Annotated in this window: 13 protein-coding genes; 8 read left to right on the forward strand and 5 right to left on the reverse strand. The window is 64.0% G+C overall.

Annotation, left to right across the window (positions count from 1 at the left end; all coding sequences use genetic code 11):
• Nucleotides 1–95 precede the first annotated feature (95 nt).
• A complete protein-coding gene (locus tag AC5ZFO_RS22895; RefSeq protein WP_496122568.1) occupies nucleotides 96–2,612 on the forward strand; it encodes a glycogen/starch/alpha-glucan phosphorylase in 2,517 nt (838 codons plus the stop codon).
• Nucleotides 2,613–2,842: 230 nt separating this feature from the next.
• The gene (locus AC5ZFO_RS22900) at nucleotides 2,843–3,658 is read left to right on the forward strand and encodes an acyl-CoA thioesterase (RefSeq protein ID WP_496122569.1); all 816 of its coding nucleotides are present in this window, start codon (nucleotides 2,843–2,845) and stop codon (nucleotides 3,656–3,658) included.
• A gap of 210 nt (nucleotides 3,659–3,868) precedes the next feature.
• Here AC5ZFO_RS22900 and AC5ZFO_RS22905 read toward each other — a convergent pair whose 3' ends face one another.
• The 3 genes from AC5ZFO_RS22905 to AC5ZFO_RS22915 form a co-directional block, all read right to left on the reverse strand.
• Nucleotides 3,869–5,485, reverse strand: coding sequence for a phosphoenolpyruvate carboxykinase (locus tag AC5ZFO_RS22905; protein WP_166345764.1), 1,617 nt, complete (start codon nucleotides 5,483–5,485; stop codon nucleotides 3,869–3,871).
• Between the two features lie 283 nt (nucleotides 5,486–5,768).
• Nucleotides 5,769–8,360: a CHAT domain-containing tetratricopeptide repeat protein gene (locus tag AC5ZFO_RS22910; RefSeq protein WP_282520394.1), complete on the reverse strand. Its 2,592-nt coding sequence runs from the start codon at nucleotides 8,358–8,360 to the stop codon at nucleotides 5,769–5,771.
• A gap of 78 nt (nucleotides 8,361–8,438) precedes the next feature.
• Nucleotides 8,439–9,173 (reverse strand): HugZ family pyridoxamine 5'-phosphate oxidase, encoded by a 735-nt coding sequence (locus AC5ZFO_RS22915; protein WP_496122570.1) that lies wholly within the window; start codon nucleotides 9,171–9,173, stop codon nucleotides 8,439–8,441.
• 241 nt (nucleotides 9,174–9,414) lie between these two features.
• Between AC5ZFO_RS22915 and AC5ZFO_RS22920 the strand changes: the two genes are divergently transcribed.
• From AC5ZFO_RS22920 to AC5ZFO_RS22940, 5 genes are all read left to right on the forward strand, one after another.
• Nucleotides 9,415–10,116 carry a response regulator transcription factor gene (locus AC5ZFO_RS22920; protein ID WP_038952081.1) on the forward strand — a complete coding sequence of 234 codons (702 nt, stop codon included), beginning with the start codon at nucleotides 9,415–9,417 and terminating at the stop codon, nucleotides 10,114–10,116.
• Between the two features lie 117 nt (nucleotides 10,117–10,233).
• Nucleotides 10,234–12,036: a sensor histidine kinase gene (locus tag AC5ZFO_RS22925; RefSeq protein ID WP_282520392.1), complete on the forward strand. Its 1,803-nt coding sequence runs from the start codon at nucleotides 10,234–10,236 to the stop codon at nucleotides 12,034–12,036.
• Nucleotides 12,033–12,557 carry an HPr kinase/phosphorylase gene (locus AC5ZFO_RS22930; protein WP_282520391.1) on the forward strand — a complete coding sequence of 175 codons (525 nt, stop codon included), beginning with the start codon at nucleotides 12,033–12,035 and terminating at the stop codon, nucleotides 12,555–12,557. The genes AC5ZFO_RS22925 and AC5ZFO_RS22930 overlap by 4 nt, the downstream gene beginning before the upstream one ends.
• 133 nt (nucleotides 12,558–12,690) lie before the next feature.
• On the forward strand, nucleotides 12,691–13,092 hold the full coding sequence (locus tag AC5ZFO_RS22935; protein ID WP_007597752.1) for a PTS sugar transporter subunit IIA: 402 nt from the start codon (nucleotides 12,691–12,693) through the stop codon (nucleotides 13,090–13,092).
• On the forward strand, nucleotides 13,089–13,406 hold the full coding sequence (locus AC5ZFO_RS22940; RefSeq protein WP_014498546.1) for an HPr family phosphocarrier protein: 318 nt from the start codon (nucleotides 13,089–13,091) through the stop codon (nucleotides 13,404–13,406). Before AC5ZFO_RS22935 ends, AC5ZFO_RS22940 begins: the two co-directional genes overlap by 4 nt.
• A gap of 7 nt (nucleotides 13,407–13,413) precedes the next feature.
• On the opposite strand, the gene AC5ZFO_RS22945 is transcribed toward AC5ZFO_RS22940, so the two are convergent.
• On the reverse strand, nucleotides 13,414–15,039 hold the full coding sequence (locus AC5ZFO_RS22945; RefSeq protein ID WP_368860659.1) for a glycosyltransferase family 39 protein: 1,626 nt from the start codon (nucleotides 15,037–15,039) through the stop codon (nucleotides 13,414–13,416).
• 126 nt (nucleotides 15,040–15,165) lie between these two features.
• On the opposite strand from AC5ZFO_RS22945, the gene lepA reads away from it, so the two are divergent.
• Nucleotides 15,166–16,977: a translation elongation factor 4 gene (lepA, locus tag AC5ZFO_RS22950; protein WP_071916919.1), complete on the forward strand. Its 1,812-nt coding sequence runs from the start codon at nucleotides 15,166–15,168 to the stop codon at nucleotides 16,975–16,977.
• Between the two features lie 679 nt (nucleotides 16,978–17,656).
• On the opposite strand, the gene AC5ZFO_RS22955 is transcribed toward lepA, so the two are convergent.
• Nucleotides 17,657–19,234, reverse strand: coding sequence for a winged helix-turn-helix domain-containing tetratricopeptide repeat protein (locus tag AC5ZFO_RS22955; RefSeq protein WP_282520389.1), 1,578 nt, complete (start codon nucleotides 19,232–19,234; stop codon nucleotides 17,657–17,659).
• Nucleotides 19,235–19,815: the final 581 nt, after the last annotated feature.

Below are 19,815 nucleotides of genomic sequence, written 5' to 3' on the forward strand. Positions count from 1 at the left end.
CGCCAGCGCAGTGCACAGCCGCGCCAGCGATGGTTCCGGTGCCGTGGCAAGACGCGTAGAGTTAGTGGTGTTCTCGCGACCAGGAAGTGACGGCCTTGCAAGATCAATCGTTCCAGCCAAGTTTGCCGGCCTCCAGCCAGCCCATCGACGAGCTCGCGCTGGCTGACGTCAAGGGCGCGATCCTGGCGAAGCTGCGCCTTGCCATCGGCAAGGATGCGGGCATGGCGACCAAGCACGACTGGTACCAGGCCGCAGCGCTCGCGCTGCGCGACCGCATCGTGCATCGCTGGCTCACGGCCGAGAAGCACAGCTACGATGCGGGACGCAAGCGCGTCTATTATCTCTCGCTCGAATTCCTGATCGGCCGTCTCTTCACCGACGCGCTGAACAACATGGGGCTGCTCAAGATCTTCGAGGTCGCGCTCGGCGATCTCGGCGTGTCGCTGCCTGAGCTCCGCAAATGCGAGCCGGATGCCGCGCTCGGCAATGGCGGCCTGGGACGGCTCGCCGCCTGCTTCATGGAGAGCATGGCCACGCTCTCGATCCCCGCGATCGGCTACGGCATCCGCTACGATTACGGCCTGTTCCGCCAGATCATCAATCAGGGCTGGCAGCAGGAATATCCGGACGAATGGCTGAGCTTCGGCAATCCCTGGGAATTGCAGCGGCCCGAGGTGATCTATCACGTCCATTTCGGCGGTGGCGTCGAGCATGTCGACGACAAGGGCCGCGACCGCGCAATCTGGCATCCGGCCGAGACCGTGCAGGCGATCGCCTATGACACGCCGATCGTCGGCTGGCGCGGCCAGCACGTCAACGCGCTCCGCCTGTGGTCGGCACGCTCGCCCGATCCGTTGAAGCTCGACGCCTTCAACAAGGGCGACTATGTCAGCGCCAGCGCCGAGCAGTCGCGCGCGGAAGCGATCTGCAAATTCCTCTATCCGAACGACGAGAGCCCGGCGGGACGCGAGCTGCGGCTGCGCCAGGAGTATTTCTTCGTCTCCGCCTCGCTGCAGGACCTGGTCAATCGCCACCTGACCTCCGACGGCCAGCTTCGCAGCCTCGCGATGAAGGTCGCGGTCCAGCTCAACGACACGCATCCGAGCCTCGCCGTCACCGAGCTGATGCGCATCCTGGTCGACCTGCACAATTTCCGCTGGGACGAGGCCTGGAAGATCACGGTCGCGACGCTGTCCTACACCAACCACACGCTGTTGCCCGAGGCGCTGGAGACCTGGCCGGTCGAACTGTTCGAACGGCTGTTGCCGCGCCATCTCGAGATCATCTACCGCATCAACGTGCAGCATCTCGCGCTGGCCGAAGCGCGCGCGCCCGGCGACATCGATTTCCGTGCCTCGGTTTCGCTGATCGACGAGAGGAGCGGACGCCGCGTGCGCATGGGCCAGCTCGCCTTCGTCGGCTCGCACCGCATCAACGGCGTCTCGGCGATGCATTCGGACCTGATGCGCGAGACCGTGTTCCACGATCTCAACCATCTCTATCCCGGCCGCATCACCAACAAGACCAACGGCATCACCTTCCGCCGCTGGCTGATGCTGGCGAATCCGAAGCTGACCGACCTCTTGCGCGAGACCTGCGGCGAAGCCGTGCTCGACGATCCGACCCAGCTCAGCCTGATCGAAGCCCGCGCCAGTGACGTCGAATTCCAGAAGAAGTTCCGCAGCGTCAAGCTTCACAACAAGACCGCGCTGGCACGCCTGATCGGCGAGCGGCTCGGCATCAAGGTCGATCCGACCGCGCTGTTCGACGTGCAGATCAAGCGCATTCACGAATACAAGCGCCAGCTCCTCAACGTCATCGAGACGGTCGCGCTGTACCAGTCGATCAAGGACGATCCGAACGGCAATTGGGTGCCGCGGGTGAAGATCTTCGCCGGCAAGGCGGCGGCGAGCTACCGCTACGCAAAATTGATCATCAAGCTGATCAACGACGTCGCGGAGGTCGTCAACAACGATCCCGCGATCGGCGGCAAGCTCAAGGTCGTCTTCCTGCCCGACTACAATGTCAGCCTCGCGGAGGTGATCATTCCCGCGGCCGACCTGTCCGAGCAGATCTCGACCGCCGGCATGGAGGCCTCCGGCACCGGCAACATGAAGCTGTCGCTGAACGGCGCCCTCACCATCGGCACGCTCGACGGCGCCAACATCGAGATCCGCGACCATGTCGGCGCGGAGAACATCGCGATCTTCGGCATGGAGGCCGGCGACGTGATGATCCGCCGCAAGCAGGGGCTGGACGCCTCCGACGTGATCCGCAATTCGCCAAAGCTCCAGCGCGCCATCAATGCGATCGGCACCGGCGAGTTCTCGCCCGGCGATCCCGGCCGCTTCGAATCCATCGCGCACGCGCTGCGCTATCTCGACCACTACATGGTCACCGCCGATTTCGATTCCTATTACGAAGCGCAGCGCAGCGTCGACGCACGCTGGCAGGTGGCGCCGGCCTGGACGCGCGCCTCCATCCTCAATGTCGCGCGCATGGCCTGGTTCTCCTCGGACCGCACCATCCGCGAATATGCCGAGGAAATCTGGAACGTGCCGGTCAATCCGACCACGCCGTTGCTGCCGGATCTGCGCGACGTCGCGGGTTGATTTTTCCGTAGCGCGGACTTCCATTATCTGCGACGTCATTGAACAAGACGGTGCCGACTGTCATATGATGACCGTCAGCGCACACCGCTCGTCATTGCGAGGAGCGCAGCGACGAAGCAATCCAGACTTTTTCTGCGGAAGGACTCTGGATTGCTTCCGCCTTCGCCAAGGCTTCGGCGGACAAGTCGCTTCGCTCGCAATGACGAACGGGGAGACACCGAGGACCAACAATGCACGCCAAGCTCCCGCACCCGTTCGACGACGCCACCCGCATCAGCGCCGGTGACTCCAGCTGGCAGGGGCATACCAGCGACGACTACTGGGCCTTTGTCGGCCCGTTCGGCGGCGCCACGGCCGCGACCATCCTGCGTGCGCTGATCGACCATCCACAGCGTGCCGGCGATCCGCTGGCGCTGACCGTCAATTACTGCGCGCCGATCGCCAAGGGGCCGTTCGATCTGGACGTGCGGCTGGTGAAGGCCAATCGCTCCAGCCAGCACTGGAGCGTCGAACTGTCGCAGGGCGGCGGAGAGGTCGCAACGCTCGCCACCGCCGTGTTCGCCGAGCGCCGGCCCTCCTGGGAGCACAGGGTGGCGCAATATCCGGACGCCACGGCGTTCGAGGCAACGCTGCCCTTCCCCAAGATCGCGGCGTCCTGGGCCAACCAGTATGAATTCCGCTTCGTCGAGGGCGAGATGCGGATTGGCCCACCGCAGACCGAGCTCGCTGGCACCTATTCCAAGCTCTGGATTGGCGACCGCACGCCGCGCAAGCTCGACATGCTGTCGCTGATGTCGATGTCGGACGCCTTCTTCGGCCGCATCTTCCACGTCAGGCGCGAGCTGGTGCCGTTCGGCACGGTGTCGCTGACGACGTATTTTCATACCGACAGCGAGGAGCTCGCGGCCGAAGACATCACGCGCGTGCTCGCGACGGCCGATTCGAAAATCATGCACAAGAGCTATGCCGATCAGAATGCGGAGCTGTGGTCGCCGAACGGCAGGCTGCTCGCGACCACCACGCAAATCGCGTATTTCAAGGCGTGACTCTCTTCTCCCTCTCCCCGTTCTTACGGGGAGAGGGTTGGGGTGAGGGGCCGCTTCCGCGGGCCCGGTGAGAGACGGATTCGCGGAGAGTCCCCTCACCCGCCGCGCTACGCGCGTCGGCCTCTCCCCGCACGCGGGGAGAGGCGGAGATCCACAAACAAAAAGGGCGGCCTCGCGGCCGCCCTTTTGCATTTCGAATGATGCGAGCGATTACTCCGCCGCGAGCTTCACGTCCGGCGCGGCTGCGCGCACCTCGGCGTCGACCTGGGCTTCGAACTTGGCAAAGTTCTTCTGGAACATGCCGACCAGCGCGCGGGCGGTCTTGTCGAACTCGTCCTTGTCCTTCCAGGTGTTGACCGGGTTGAGGATCTCGGCCGGCACGCCTGGCAGCGCGGTCGGGACCGCGAAGCCGAAATATTTGTCGGTGCGGAATTCGACGTTGCGAAGCGAGCCGTCGAGCGCGGCGGTGAGCAGCGCGCGCGTCACCTTGATCGGCATGCGCGAGCCTGTGCCATACTTGCCGCCGGTCCAGCCGGTGTTGACCAGCCAGCAATCGACATTGTGCTGGGCGATCAGGTCGCGCAGCATGTTGCCGTAGACGCTCGGATCGAGCGGCAGGAACGGCGAGCCGAAGCAGGTCGAGAATTCCGGCTGCGGCTCGTTGCCGAGACCGCGCTCGGTGCCGGCGACCTTGGCGGTGTAGCCGGACAGGAAGTGATACATCGCCTGCGCCGGCGAGAGTTTTGCGATCGGCGGCAATACGCCGAAGGCGTCGGCGGCGAGCATCACCACGTTCTTCGGCTGCGGCGCGCGGCCGGTGCGCGAAGCATTCGGGATGAAGTCGAGCGGATACGCGGAGCGCGTGTTCTCGGTCTTGGAGCCGTCGTCGAAATCGACTACGCGGGTATCCTCGTCGAGCACGCAGTTCTCGAGCACCGCGCCGAAGCGCGTCGATGCCGCGTAGATCTGGGGCTCGGCTTCCTGCGAGAGCTTGATGCACTTGGCGTAGCAGCCGCCTTCGAAGTTGAAGACGCCGTTCGGGCCCCAGCCATGCTCGTCGTCACCGATCAGCGTGCGGTTTGGATCGGCCGACAGCGTGGTCTTGCCGGTGCCTGATAGCCCGAAGAAGATCGCGGTGTCGCCATTGGCACCGACATTGGCCGAGCAGTGCATCGGCATCACGCCGCGCTCGGGCAGATAATAGTTCAGCGTGGTGAAGACCGACTTCTTCATCTCGCCGGCATAATAAGACCCGCCGATCAGGACGATCTTGCGGGCGAAATCGATCGCGACGACGTTCTCCGACTTGCAGCCGTGGCGTTTCGGATCGGCGCGGAAGCTCGGCATATCGATGATGGTGAGCTCCGGCGTGAAGCTCGGCAGCTCGACCGCCTCGGGGCGGATCAGCAGCGTACGGATGAACAGCGAGTGCCAGGCGAGCTCGGTGAAGACGCGGGTCTTGATCCGGTAGGCCGGATCGGCGCCGCCATAGAGATCCTGCGCGAACAGGCTCTTGCCTTCAGCGTGCTTGAGGAAGTCCTGGTAGAGCGTCTCGAACTGTTCGGCGGTGATCGACTGGTTGCCCGCCCACCACATCTTCTTGTCGGTGGTGGCGTCACGCACCGTGAACTTGTCCTTCGGGCTGCGACCGGTGAACTCACCGGTGTCGGCGCAAAGCGAACCGTCTGCCGACAGCACCGCCTCGCCCGCGGAAAGCGAGTATTGATAGAGTTGCGGCGCGCCGAGGTTCCAGTGAACCCGTTTGAGATTCTTTAAGCCGAATTTGTCGGCACCGAAGGCACCGTTGCGCACGCCCGTCTCTTGCACGAAAAATCCTCCTAGAACCCGCGACACTCAGCGCGACCAAGCTTTGGCGCCATCGCGGTCACCGTGAATTATAGGCCGTCCGGCCTCGGTTGAACGACGTAATAATGGTGAACGCTGGCGTTGCCAAGCCGATCCCGCAGGATTTGGTTTATTCAAGGACCGCGCCAAACGTCGCGCATGTCAGCTCTGAGCGAGCGCATCAAAAAAATACGAATGATCGCGCAACCAAATGCGCAATTCGGCGTTTCCTGTGGTTATTGCGACGCACAATCGCAGGGCCGTCCTATCGTACCTCGCCTTCGCCGATGAGCGCGAACGGGCCCCACATCGCGGGATAGGCGTTGCGCGGTGACGAGGTGTCATCGACGTACGTTAACATCGCGCGGCGCAAGGCTTCGGCACGGCCGATTTTTGGTTCGTTCTTGAGCAGTTCGAAAGTCGAAATGGTCAAGCGGGTGGCAGCTTCCGAATCCACGGCCCAATGCGAAACCAGCAGCGCGCGTGCACCCGCGTAGAAGAACGAGCGCGCCAGTCCCGACAGGGCCTCGGCGCCGGGCTTGTCGCCGGCGATGGTGTTACAGGCCGACAGCACAACCCAATCCGCGTTGAGCTTGAGCTGAGCGACTTCACTTGCCGTGAGCAAGCCGTCATCCAGCTCGGTCGGCCGATCGGGAATGGAGAGCGCAAGCGAGGGCTCGCCCAATCCCTTGATATCGCCGGCGACGAGACCGTGGGTGGCAAAGTAGATGATGCTGTATTGAGCAAGCGCTGCACGCTTCAGCGTCGTTTCGCTGGCATCGCGGCCGAGATGGATGTCGGCCTCGGCCGCGCCGACATCCTTGGCCACGGCGTTCAACTCGTCCGCGGTATCCGGCAGTTGCGGCAGCGCCTGCGCAAGCCGCGCGCGGTCGACGCCGGCACCGCGCCAAAAATCGCTATAGGCAATTGTTGCAATGTTGCGTGCGGCGACCTTGCCGCCTGCCGCGCGACGATCGGCCGGCCCTTCCAGCGCGGGATTGAACACGGGATCGCCAAAGCCGGTCATCGGCTTCACGCCCTGCTCCCGACGCGCGACGGCACGCAGCGATTTCAGGCTGACCACCGAGGGCAGCACCGACACCGCCTGACGCCGCAACAGCCAGGCGGCGCTGCGATAGCCTTCGAGCGTGTCCGGGATCGCGGCTTGCGGCGTCTCCGTGACGAGCAGATGAAACGGCAACGCCGTCAGCGCGGCCGACGGCACCACCAGCAGGTTGCGCTTGTCCTTCGTCAGCGCTTCGACCGGGCCGAGCAGCGCGACATAGAGCTCGTTGGCGAGCCCGAGATCGAACAATCCTGATTTGCCGGAGGCATCGCGCGCCTTGCCGACATCGAGCCCCTTGCGGAAGGCAGTCACCTTCTGCGTCAGCGCATCCGCGCCGAGAGGAATCTCCTTCCATTCGACGCCTTCGCGCGTGATCGCGACGACATAGCTCTGCTTGTCGACGACGGAGTAGAGCACCATCGCCTCGTCGGGCGACAGCAAGGGCTGGATATCCTTGACCGCCAGCGGCAGGGGGTTGGAGAGCGACGCGTAGTCGGGAAACTCGACCGCGAGCGTCTTCTGCAAGCCCGTGCGCTCGTTCGCTATCGCCGCGATCCGCACCCGGCTGCGCTGCTCGGCCGCGACGTCGCGCTGGGCCGATTGCTTCGACACCGCGGCGATGATCGCCTTGTCGAGCGCCTCGGACTCGGCCGCAAGATCCTGGTCCCGGCGCACGAGCTCGGCGAGCCGGTCGCTGCCGGCAGCAAGGCGCACGGCCAGCTTGTTCACGGCGGACGCGGCGGAGGATTGCGTGCCGCGCTGGATCGCGGCGAGCGCCTCGTCCAGCGCCTTGTCGTCAGCCAGCAGATATTGCTCTCGCGCGGCGAACAGAACCGGCAGCACGACGCGCAGCTGCGCGCGATTGCTCGCAAGCGTCTTTTCCGCGAGCGGCAGCGCGTCGGCGTTCCGCCCGGAGACGTAGAGGAAATAAGCGAGATTGCTGGTCGAGGTCGCGACATCAGGATGATCGGGACCGAGCGCACGTTCGCGGATCGACAGCGCACGGCGATACAGCGGCTCCGCATCGGCATAGCGCCGCTGGTGCTCGTAGAGACCGGCGAGATTGTTCAGCGAGCGCGCGACGTCGGGATGGTCCGGTCCCAGCACCTTTTCGCGGATCGCGAGCGAGCGCCTGATCGGCGCCTCGGCATCCGCATCGCGGTTGAGGTCGCGATCGAGCTGGCCGAGATTGTTCAGGAGCGTCGCGACCGCCGGATGCTCGGGGCCACCGGCCTTCTGGTAGATCGCAAGCGCGCGCTGAAACAACGGCTCGGCTTCGACCTGACGCTGCTGCTTGACATAGTATGTGGCGAGATTGTTGAGGGACTGACCGACGTCGGGATGCTCGCGCGACAGCGCCTTCTCACGAACGGCGAGCGCACGCTTGAACAGCGGCTCGGCCTCTGCAAAGCGGCTCTGCCTCTGATAAAGCGCGGCGAGATTGTTCAGCACCGGTGCGATCTCGACGCTGTCGAGACCGGTCCCCTTCTCCATCAGTGCAATGGCGCGCTTGTAGAGCGGCTCGGCCTGGTCGTCGTGACCCTGATCGGCGTAGATCTGCGCGAGGTTGTTGAGCGCGCCCGCGAGATCACGATTGTTGGTGGTCTTCTCGAGAGACGCCACCATGGCCTGCGCCAGCGGCAGCGCCTCCGAATATTTGCCGGCGCTTCGGAGTGCGTTGATCCGCGCGCTCTCCGCGGCGAGACCCTTCTGGGCAAAGCTGGGCGTGGCAAGCGATGCGGTGATCGCGAGCGCCAAACCCGCAACCAGCGTCAAACGACGGCGTCTCATGAACCCTCTCGCTGCCGACTTCGAACCATTACGGTCTTGGGTCGCAGCGATGGGGGGCGGCGTTCAAATTGTTGCGCGCTAGTCCACCTTCGCGCGCGCTTCGCCAGCAAGACGGACCAGCATCTTGCGCAGCGCCGTGCCGTCAGTCACCCGCTCCGGGAAGTCCAGCCGCAGCGCAGTCTGGCCATCCTGCATGTCGAGGCCTTCGGGGTCGCAGCCGGTGCAGCGCCAGTCGCCCTCCGCCGCGCCGAGGAGTTTTGTTGCATAGAGGCCCATGGCGTCGCGGTGGTCGGCATTCATGTGCGCGACCGCCCCCTCCTCGGCCGCCAGCAGATCCTCGGCGCCGGTAAGGTCCGTCAGGAACTGCTCGGGCTTGAGATCGACGATGCGGCCGAAGCCGGCCACCAGATGGGTTCCCGTGGGCCGAATTCTGAAGAAAGAGAAATCCTGAAACGAAACAAAGGCCTCGGCCGATGGATGGGCATTGAGATACCGCCGCTGGAGCAGATCCTTGTCGGCATCGGCCTGTTCCGCCCGGCCGGACAGCATGATTCGGGCGCCCTCCAGCGGATCGCCGGCCGCGCGTTCGTCCAGCATCAGGGAGACCCGGTGATCTGCCAGGATGTTCCTGGTGTGCACGGCGAGGCCCGAGATCAGCAGGATCGGCGAGCCGTCGGGGTGGCTCGCCAGATTGACCAGGGAGCAATAGGGATCGCCACTGCCGGCCATCAGCGTTGCCAGCGCCCCCTGGCGCGAGCGCCTGAGCAGCGATTTGGCGAGCGTTCCGGGGTCGAAATCGGGGGTCGGTTGCATCGGCTTTCTCGGGTCAGGTGGTTGCAAGGGAGGTCTTTTTTCGGGTAAACGGGGGTCAGGTTATGGGTCGAAACGCGGCGAATCTGCCGCGCTTCGTGGAACTTGGTCACACTTCAGCCCAGCTTGCATTGCTCGGTGACAAGGTTCGACCGCCGACTTCGGCACCCATGTATGCGGCGCATCAGTGGATTGCTCGCCGTTTCAAGCCACGACCCAAACGGAAAGCAGAAAGCAGAGGCTCATGCCCACAATCGCTTTGGTCGACGACGACCGCAACATTCTCACATCCGTCTCGATCGCGCTGGAGGCCGAAGGCTACCGCATCATGACTTACACCGACGGCGCCTCCGCGCTCGACGGCTTCCGCACCACCCAGCCCGATCTTGCCATTCTCGACATCAAGATGCCGCGCATGGACGGCATGGAAACGCTGCGCCGTCTCAGGCAGAAGTCCGACCTGCCGGTGATCTTCCTGACCTCCAAGGACGAAGAGATCGACGAACTGTTCGGCCTCAAGATGGGCGCCGACGACTTCATCCGCAAACCGTTCTCGCAGCGCCTGCTGGTCGAGCGTGTCAAGGCCGTGCTGCGCCGCTCGGCGCCGAAGGACCCGACCGTCGCGCCGAAGGAGAACGATGCCAAGGCGCTCGACCGCGGCCTGCTGCGCATGGACCCCGAACGGCACACCTGCACCTGGAAGAACGAGCCGGTGACGCTGACCGTCACCGAATTCCTGATCCTCCAGGCGCTGGCGACGCGGCCCGGCGTGGTGAAGAGCCGCAACGCGCTGATGGACGCCGCCTATGACGACCAGGTCTATGTCGACGACCGCACCATCGACAGCCACATCAAGCGGCTGCGCAAGAAGTTCAAGGTGACCGACAACGAGTTCGAGATGATCGAGACGCTCTACGGCGTCGGCTACCGCTTCAAGGAAGCCTGAGGCTCACGCGCCTTCACGAAAGACTGAGAGCATCGCCGGTTCTCGTTCCATCGGGACCGGGATGGCTCTAGGATGCGGGGACCCTTCGCACGAGATGTCCTAACGCGGGCGTAAGCATTGCTTGACCGAACGCAGCCTGACGAGAACCAGAACGCCGGGGATGTCGCATCCGACGGCGTTTCGGAGCACGTCGCCGACGACAAGCCGTCCGCGCAAGGCTGGCGACCGTTCTCCTGGCTGACGCGCGCCGGTCAGTATTTCTTCGCGCTCTCCTTCTCGAGCCTGACCCGCCGCATCGTCTCGCTCAACCTCGCCGGCCTCGTCGCGCTGGTCGCGAGCATTCTCTATCTCTCGCAGTTCCGCGCCGGCCTGATCGACGCGCGTGCGCAGAGTCTGCTGGTGCAGGCCGAGATCATCGCCGGTGCCATCGGAGCCTCGGCGACCGTGCAGACCAACGCGATCACGGTCGATCCTGACCGCCTGCTCGATCTGAAGCTCGGCGACAGCTATGGCGAATCCGACGATTATTCGGCGCTGAACTTCCCGATCAGCCCAGAGCGCGTCGCCCCCGTGCTGCGCACGCTGATCTCGCCGACCAAGACCCGCGCGCGGATATTCGATCCGAACGGGACGGTGCTGCTCGACAGCCGCGACCTCGAGAACGTGCTGATCTTCCCGTTGCCGCCGCCATCGCAGAAGCCCGGCGTGATCGAGCGCGGCCTGACCTCGGTGCGCCTCTGGATCAACCGCGGTGACCTGCCGCTGTATCGCGAGCTCGGGCGCGAGAACGGCAATGGCTACGCGGAAGTGGGCGACGCGCTCCAGGGCCAGAAACGTTCGATGGTGCGGGTCAATTCGCGCGGCGAGGTGATTGTATCGGTCGCAGTCCCCGTGCTGCGCTCGCGCGCCATCCACGGCGCCCTGATGCTGTCGACGCAGGGCGACGACATCGACCAGATGGTCACCGCCGAGCGCCTGGCGATCCTGAAGGTCGGCGGCGTCGCTGCCGCGGTCATGATCATGCTGTCGCTGCTGCTCGCCAGCACGATCGCAGGTCCGGTGCGCCGGCTCGCCGACAGCGCCGAGCGTGTCCGCCGCCGTATCAAGGCGCGCATCGAGATTCCCGACTTCACCCGGCGCCGCGACGAAATCGGTCACCTTTCCGGCGCCCTGCGCGACATGACCAGCGCGCTCTACAGCCGCATCGAGGCGATCGAGATGTTCGCCGCCGATGTCGCGCATGAACTGAAGAACCCGCTGACCTCGCTGCGCTCCGCGGTCGAGACGCTGCCGCTGGCGCGCAACGAGACCAGCCGCGCGCGCCTGCTCGAGGTGATCGAGCATGACGTCAAGCGGCTCGACCGCCTCATCTCCGACATCTCCGACGCCAGCCGGCTCGACGCCGAATTGCAGCGCCAGGATGCGGTCCGGGTCGACCTGCGCCGCCTGCTGACGACGCTCGTATCGGTCGCCAATGAAACCAAGCTCGGCCATGACGTCGCGGTCGAGACCCGCTACGAGGGCCGCAGCGCGACCGACGCGTTCTCCGTGACGGGCCACGATTCACGGCTCGGGCAGGTGGTCTCCAACCTGCTCTCCAACGCGCAGTCGTTCTCCGAGCCCGGCAGCAAGGTGCGCCTCACCTGCCGCCGCGTCCGCTCCGAGATCGAGATCGTGGTCGACGACGACGGCCCCGGCATCCGCGACGACGCGCTGGAGCGCATCTTCGAGCGCTTCTACACCGACCGTCCGCACCAGGGCTTTGGCCAGAACTCCGGCCTCGGCCTGTCGATCTCCAAGCAGATCGTCGATGCCCATGGCGGACGCATCTGGGCCGAGAACCGCCCGGGCCCGGCGGACGAGGACGGCGCGCCTACGGTTGTCGGCGCGCGTTTCGTGGTGCGGCTGCCGGCGCTATGAGCGGCGGTGGCCCCAGCGTTCACGCCTCCGCAGTCAAGGTCGGGACTCTGGCGGTGCTGATCCGCGGACCCTCAGGCTCCGGCAAGTCGCGCCTTGCCTTCGATTTGATCATGGCGGGGCGCGCCGGCGTGGTCGAAAGAGCCGTTCTGGTCGGCGATGACCGTGTCCATCTGGCGACAGTCGGCGATGAAATTGAAGTCCGCCCCGCGCCGCTGTTGGCCGGCCTGATCGAGATTCGGGGACTGGGAATCCGCCGCTGCGACTTCGTGGAGCATGCGACCGTCGGTCTCGTGGTCGATCTGGACGCCGCCGACGCGGAACGCCTGCCTGCGGCGGAATCGCTGAAAACAAGCATTTCTGGTGTCGAAATACCGCGAATCCCCGTCGGGCGCGACTATTCGCCCCTCCCTTTGGTTGTTGCGGCCTTGACCACTACCAAGAGTTCATCTTCCGTTAACCCTTCAGGCGATTGTTTGAAGGGAAATGGTAACCATATGAACCCCACTATCGCGACCGAATAGACCGGCGCAGCTCCCCTCATCCATCCGTCTAGATTCAGGGAGATACGCAACATCCCCTCTTGCGCGGGGGCTCTGGATGGTCAAAGTGGCGCGTTCGTGCGGTGCACCAAAAGCGCCCGCGAGGAGTTTTCCGATGATTGGTCTAGTACTTGTGACCCACGGGCGCCTTGCCGACGAATTCAAGGCAGCGCTTGAACATGTCATGGGCCCACAAAAGCAAATCGAAGCGATCACGATCGGTGCCGAAGATGATTCCGATCTCTGCCGAAGCGACATCATCGAGGCGGTCAACCGCGTCGATTCCGGCGACGGCGTTGCGATCCTCACCGACATGTTCGGCGGCACGCCGTCCAACCTTGCAATATCCTGCATGAGCCGGCCGAAGGTCGAGGTGCTCGCGGGCATCAACCTCCCCATGCTGGTGAAGCTTGCCAAGGTGCGCGAGGAGCGTCCGCTGCCCGACGCGATCGCGATGGCCCAGGAAGCGGGCCGCAAATACGTCACCATTGCCAGCCGCGTGCTCGCCGGCAAATGAGCGACGACGCGCCGCAAGCCGGGACGGGCGTGCCCGCGGGCGCGATCTCCAAGGAGCTCCTGATCATCAACAAGCGCGGCCTGCATGCGCGGGCTTCCGCGAAGTTCGTGCAGGCGGTCGAGCGCTTCGACGCGCAGGTGTGGGTGACGCGCGGCGGCGAGACCGTCGGCGGCACCTCGATCATGGGCCTGATGATGCTCGCCGCGGGTCCCGGCACGACGATCACGGTCGCCGCCGCCGGCACCGAAGCGGAAGCCGCGCTTGCGGCGATCACCGAGCTCGTTGAAAGCAAGTTCAACGAGGAAGGGATTTAATCCTCGGTCACTTCGCCGGCGGCGCGATGTAGATGTTCCAGCTCATCGCCGGGCCGGCCTTGCCGTGGGTGAAGCGGCGCGTCGTCATCACGATGCGCTCAGCGTTCGGCGCGATCTCCGCGACCCATTTCTCGAACGCCGGCAGGCGGCCATCGGTTGGATCGAACACGCCGATGAAGCCGTATTTCCTGGCATCGTCGCGCGACGTCAGCCCGGAATCCCAGGCTTCGAGCGGCATCAGCGCGGCCGGATGATCCGGGCTGTAGAACACCATCGGCTGGATCGACTCCATGGTGCCGGCGACGACCGCCCAACGCGAGCCGAAACGCGTGTGCCAGGCCTGCGTCAATTCATGCGCCAGCTCCGAGCGCGCGCCGTAGGTCGCCGTGTTGCCGGCATTGGCCGCCATCTCGCGCGCGGCGATCCAGGGCGAGGCGGCGAGCGTGGCGACACTGAGCACGAGCCAGATCGCGGCGATGTTGAACAGGGCCGCACTCTGCACCCGCAGCGCCGGAATCGCGACCAGCGCCAAGGGCACCAGGAAGAACAGCGAGATGCCCCAATCGGTCTTCATGTAGATGCTGAAGGCCAGCGCGCCGAGCGGCGGGCCGATCGCGACGATGATCTGGATGATCCAGACGTTCAACGCCTGCGCAACATTGACGCTCGCGTTGGCGCCGCGCCCCCAGGCGCGCGTGACGATGCGTATCGGTGCGCGCAGCAGCAGGGTGAACCAATGCGGCACCAGCGCCATTGCGAGCGCGGCCAGCGCCACCGGCAGCGCCAGCAGCGCGAAATTATGCAGGGCGTAGCCAGCCACGAGTTGATGGACCTGGCGGCTGTCATCGAGGCTGTAGGTATCGCCGGCATAGGTCAGCGGCACGAAATGCACGCCCGCAAGCCAGACGATGTGCGGGATCATCGCCACGGCCATCGTCGCAATCGCCACCCACGGCGCCGGCGACAGCAGGAATCGCAGCCGGTCGGGATGGATCAGCGCGGCAAGGCCGATGGCGCCGATCATGGTCAGCACCCAGTATTTGGTCATCAGCGCCAGCGCGCCGGCGAGCCCGAACCAGATGCCGGATTGCCAGGTCCGCTTCTCGAAGGCGTTGAGATAGGCGAGCACGAGCAGCGGCAGCGTGACGAGCTGGAGCAGGTCGGGGTTGTACTTGAAACCCTTGAAATTGAAGATCGGGTAGAGCGCGACCATCACCACGACCAGGAACGCGCGCCGCGCGTCCACGACGCGCAAGCTCAGCAGCCAGCAGATCACCATGCCGACGCCGACGGTCGCCATCGCCAGCGCATAGGTCGCCCAGTCCGCCGCCGGGAACACCTTGAACCAGAGGCCGGCGACCCAGCCCGACAGCGGCGGGTGCTTGCCGTAGCCCCAGAGGAATTGCTGGCCCCAGCCATAGGCTTCTGCGACGTCCATGTGAACGTCCTGCGCTGCCTTGAGATTGATCAGGATGAAGGTCCAGATCACCGCATGCAGGATGGCGAGCTGGATCACCAGCCAGAGCCGCGCTTCGGGGCGGATCGCGCAGGCGACCAGCCAGGCCCGGAAGCGGTTAAAGCTCACCCGGGCTTTTACGCGTGTTCGGGCGGAGGGGATCGAGGTCGTGGACATGAGCCTGGACATGGGCCGTTGCGTAGCGCGTTTTGGGCCCTCGTGGAATCAGCTTGGCGTGAAGAAAGGCCCTGAAAATACAGCAATATGGTTGCCGCACGGGGATGTGAGTGGTATCCCGCGCCCATGACGACCGTCCCCATTTCCAACATCCGCAATTTCTCCATCGTCGCCCATATCGACCATGGCAAGTCGACGCTGGCCGACCGCCTGATCCAGATGACCGGCGGCCTCACCGACCGCGAAATGGCGGGCAAGGAGCAGGTGCTCGATTCCATGGACATCGAGCGCGAGCGCGGCATCACCATCAAGGCGCAGACGGTGCGCCTCGCCTACCACGCCAAGGACGGCAAGGACTACATCTTCAACCTGATGGACACGCCCGGCCATGTCGACTTCGCCTACGAAGTCTCGCGGTCGCTGGCGGCCTGCGAGGGTTCCCTGCTGGTGGTCGACGCCAGCCAGGGCGTCGAAGCGCAGACGCTCGCCAACGTCTACCAGGCGCTCGACAACAATCACGAGATCGTCCCGGTCCTGAACAAGGTCGACCTTCCCGCGGCCGAACCCGAGAAGATCAAGCAGCAGATCGAGGACGTCATCGGCATCGATGCCTCCGACGCCGTGATGATCTCGGCCAAGACCGGCCTCGGCGTCCCCGACGTGCTGGAAGCCATCGTCACCCGCCTGCCGCCGCCGAAGGGCGACCGCGACGCGACCTTGAAGGCGCTGCTGGTCGACAGCTGGTACGACGTCTATCTCGGCGTGGTCGTGCTGATCCGCGTGGTCGACGGCGTCATGAAGAAGAACCAGCGCATCCGCATGATGGGCACGGGCGCGGCCTATGACGTCGAGCGCGTCGGCTTCTTCACCCCGAAGATGGAGCAGGTCGACGAACTCGGCCCCGGCGAGATCGGCTTCATCACCGCGGCGATCAAGGAAGTCGCCGACACCCGCGTCGGCGACACCATCACCGACGACAGGAAGCCCGTCACCGAAATGCTGCCGGGCTTCAAGCCGGCGATCCCGGTGGTGTTCTGCGGCCTGTTCCCGGCCGACGCCAATGACTTCGAAACGCTGCGCGGGGCGATGGGCAAGTTGCGCCTCAACGACGCGAGCTTCTCCTACGAGATGGAAACCTCGGCGGCGCTGGGCTTCGGCTTCCGCTGCGGCTTCCTCGGGCTGTTGCACCTCGAGATCATCCAGGAGCGGCTGTCGCGCGAATTCGACCTCAACCTGATCGCGACCGCGCCAAGCGTGATCTACAAGATGCACCTGACCGACGGCCAGGAGATCTCGATCCACAATCCCGTCGACATGCCCGACGTGGTCAAGATCGCCGATATCGAGGAGCCCTGGATCGAGGCCACCATCCTCACTCCAGACGAATATCTCGGCAGCGTTTTGAAGCTGTGCCAGGACCGCCGCGGCGCGCAGAAGGAGCTGACCTATGTCGGCTCCCGCGCCATGGTGAAGTACGATCTGCCGCTCAACGAAGTCGTGTTCGACTTCTACGACCGCCTGAAATCAGTCTCGAAAGGCTACGCCTCGTTCGACTATCACTTGACCGACTACAAGGTGGCCGATCTCGTCAAGATGCAGATCCTGGTCAACAACGAGCCGGTCGATGCGCTGTCGATGCTGGTGCATCGCACCCGCGCGGAGGGGCGCGGCCGCGCCATGGTCGAGAAGATGAAGGAGCTGATCCCGCCGCACATGTTCCAGATCCCGATCCAGGCGGCGATCGGCGGCAAGGTGATCGCGCGCGAGACGGTGCGCGCCCTGCGCAAGGACGTCACCGCCAAGTGCTACGGCGGCGACATCACGCGTAAGCGGAAACTTCTGGAGAAGCAGAAGGAAGGCAAGAAGAAGATGCGGCAGTTCGGCAAGGTCGACATCCCGCAGGAAGCCTTCATTGCCGCGCTGAAGGTGGACAGCTGAGGCGAATGCTCAGGCCACTCCGGACCCGACGAGATCGGGGGCCCGGCCCGGATATCCGGGGCCGACAAACAAGATTCGCGAAAACAACCCCATGCACAGTAGCCGGGCCCTTGTCGGCATTGGGCTTTTCCGATTTTACGAAATCTATTTGACCCGTCGGGCAAAACACCGGCAGAATGTCATCATGGCAGCGGGTGTGCAGCAGGCGTCCATCAAGACGCACCATCTCGACCGCCGACCGGTTGGCAACCTCTGAATTCGATATCCAGGCGCCATGTCGGTGACGGCTTGCGTCGGCTTCTGGCCCGTCAACCGACCTGCCAAGCACTGCTCCTCGAAGTCCGCTTTTGGCCGATTGTGTTGCAAAAGTCGAAAGTTGCAGGGCTCAAGAATTTTCGCGAAAATACTAAGCAGCGAGCGATCGCTGATTCGTATGACCTCAATCGCGTTACCGAAGTCGCCTGTGAATTTTGCGTTGGGCCGTGAGGTCCCTCGCATCTTGTACGCGAAACTCGCGCCCACGGCCCGTAGAATATTGGTCATCGGCGAAAATCGACTTTTGCAACAATATCGGCCCTTCGCGGACCTGAACCGCGGATCCGGTGATGTCCGCTCACAGTGGCAGAGCAGACCATCTACCATGGACCCGCCGACTTCCGAGCTTGACCCATCTGGGACATCACCCCTTGGGCACCCCGGCCATGCGCAGGCCCTCATAGGTACGCTCGCGCCCGGCGAGGTAAGTCGGATGGTCACCCAATGCGCCGGCGCGGAAGCGGCGGATGGTGAAATTTGGATTAAGCGTAAGCCCCGCTTGGACCGCGGACCGCGCCTCATCAAGCCGACCGAGATGCGCCAGCGCGGCGGCGAGAAAGAAATGCGTACGTGGATGATTTCGGTTGATCTCGACCGAGCGAAGAAACCGCACGACCGCCTCGTCGTCGGCCCCTATCTGCAGCTTGGCGAGGCCCGCGAACATCATCCAAACAAAGGCGTCCGTATCGCGAGGACTGAGGCGGAGTGCCTCTTGGACATGAGCCTCGGTCTCCGCGCCGCGACCAAGAAAATACTTAGCGTGACCGATCTCCCCGTGCGCGTTGGCCAAGTTTCGATCCAGCGCCAATGCCTGCTCGCAGTCAGCAATGCCTTGGACCGCGCGGTTGGTGAACATCTTGACGCGTCCCAGGAGCCAGTGGGCCCGCGCGTGCTGTGGAGCCAGCGACAGAGCCTTGATCAAGGCCGTCTCAGCCGCCGCGAAGCGTGCGGCCCGGTCATCGGCCAAAAAACTGGTACCAGTTGCTTCATCAACCTCCGCCATGGTGACCAGCGCCTCGACATTTTTGGGATCGAGCGCCAAGGCACGTTCAAAAAAGCCACGCGCCCGTGTCGTGTATTCGGCGGTCCTTCCCTTGTTAAAGCAAGCCATGCCTTGGAAATACAACTCCATCGCGTCGGGATGTAGCGAACGTTCCGCCCGTCTTGCCTCAGCCTCAACGAGTTGGGCGTCCAGCGAATTGGCGAGCCGCGACACGATTTCGTCTTGCATATCGAATAGATCGGCGATCGGCTTATCGAAGCGTTCGGCCCAAAGGTGATTACCGCTTTCGGTATCAACAAGTTGGACGTTGACCCGAAGCCGATTGCTGCTGCGCTGTACAGAGCCTTCCAGCACGTAGCGAACGTTCAATTCGCGACCGATTTGTTTGAGGTCAGCCGCCTTGCCCTTGTAGGTGAACGCGGTGTGTCGGCCAATGACGAACGAGCCGCTGATACGGGAGAGGTCCGTGGTCAGGCTCTCGGTCACACCATCGACGAAGTAGTCTTGCCCTTGATCGCCACTCAGGTTGGAGAACGGCAAGACAACGATGGAAAGGCGAGGCGGTGAAGTTAACGTGGGCGGGTTGTGGCTGTGCTCACTCAGGACGCCGAAGTGGGTTGCAGGCCCCCGCATTTCTTGGACCGAACCAATGAAGCGGAAGCCCTTGCGCGGCAAAGTTTTGATCAGGCGCTGCTCCTCGCCCGTGTCGCCAATGGCGCTGCGAGCGGCATTCAGACGGGTTGTCAGCGCGGAATCGGAAACGATACGTCCGTTCCAAACGGCGTTGATGAGGTCGTCTTTGCTAACGACGCGCTCCCTGTTGCGGATCAGGTAATCGAGCACGTCGAATACCTGCGGCGCGACGAAGACGACCTCGGCCCCGCGACGCAGCTCGCGCAGGCTGGTGTCGAATGTGTACTCCTCAAACAGATACCGCAAGCTGCCAATTCCTTGGGTGGCCGCCGACCGTCCAGCGTTTGAAACATCCTAGATGATCGGGTGCTGTAAGGCGATGTCGCCTGTTGGGCCCTTCGCGGACCTGAACCGCGGATCCGGTGATGTCCGCTCACAGTGGCAGAGCAGACCATCTACCATGGACCCGCCGACTTCCGAGCTTGACCCGAAGCTGACGATGGGCAGTGCACCGGCTGAGGGCAGCTTTTGGGTAGTGGGTCGGTTTGATTATGGCAGCCGGACGGGCTGGAAACGGGGCGACTCCAAGCGCATATTGATAGGATATGACGCGGAGCAACCCCGTGGCCTTGATCAGATGGGTGTTAGGCGCAGCCTTGGTTGGAATTACATTCGGTGGCTACCCCGCTAAATGGTGGTCCGCCTCCATTGCCGTCGCGCTCTGTGTCGCGGCTGCCTTTGCCCTTCACTTCGTCGCGCCCTAGTCCCCGCAACAAACTTGTTTCAGTTGACTTGAGCCGGACGTCCGCTGTTAGAATCTGCAGACATGCATTCCTGCCGCCTAGCCGGGCGAACTTCCTGTGCAAGACGCTGCCGAAGGTCGCCAC

This window comes from Bradyrhizobium sp. Unk1, assembly GCF_059512345.1.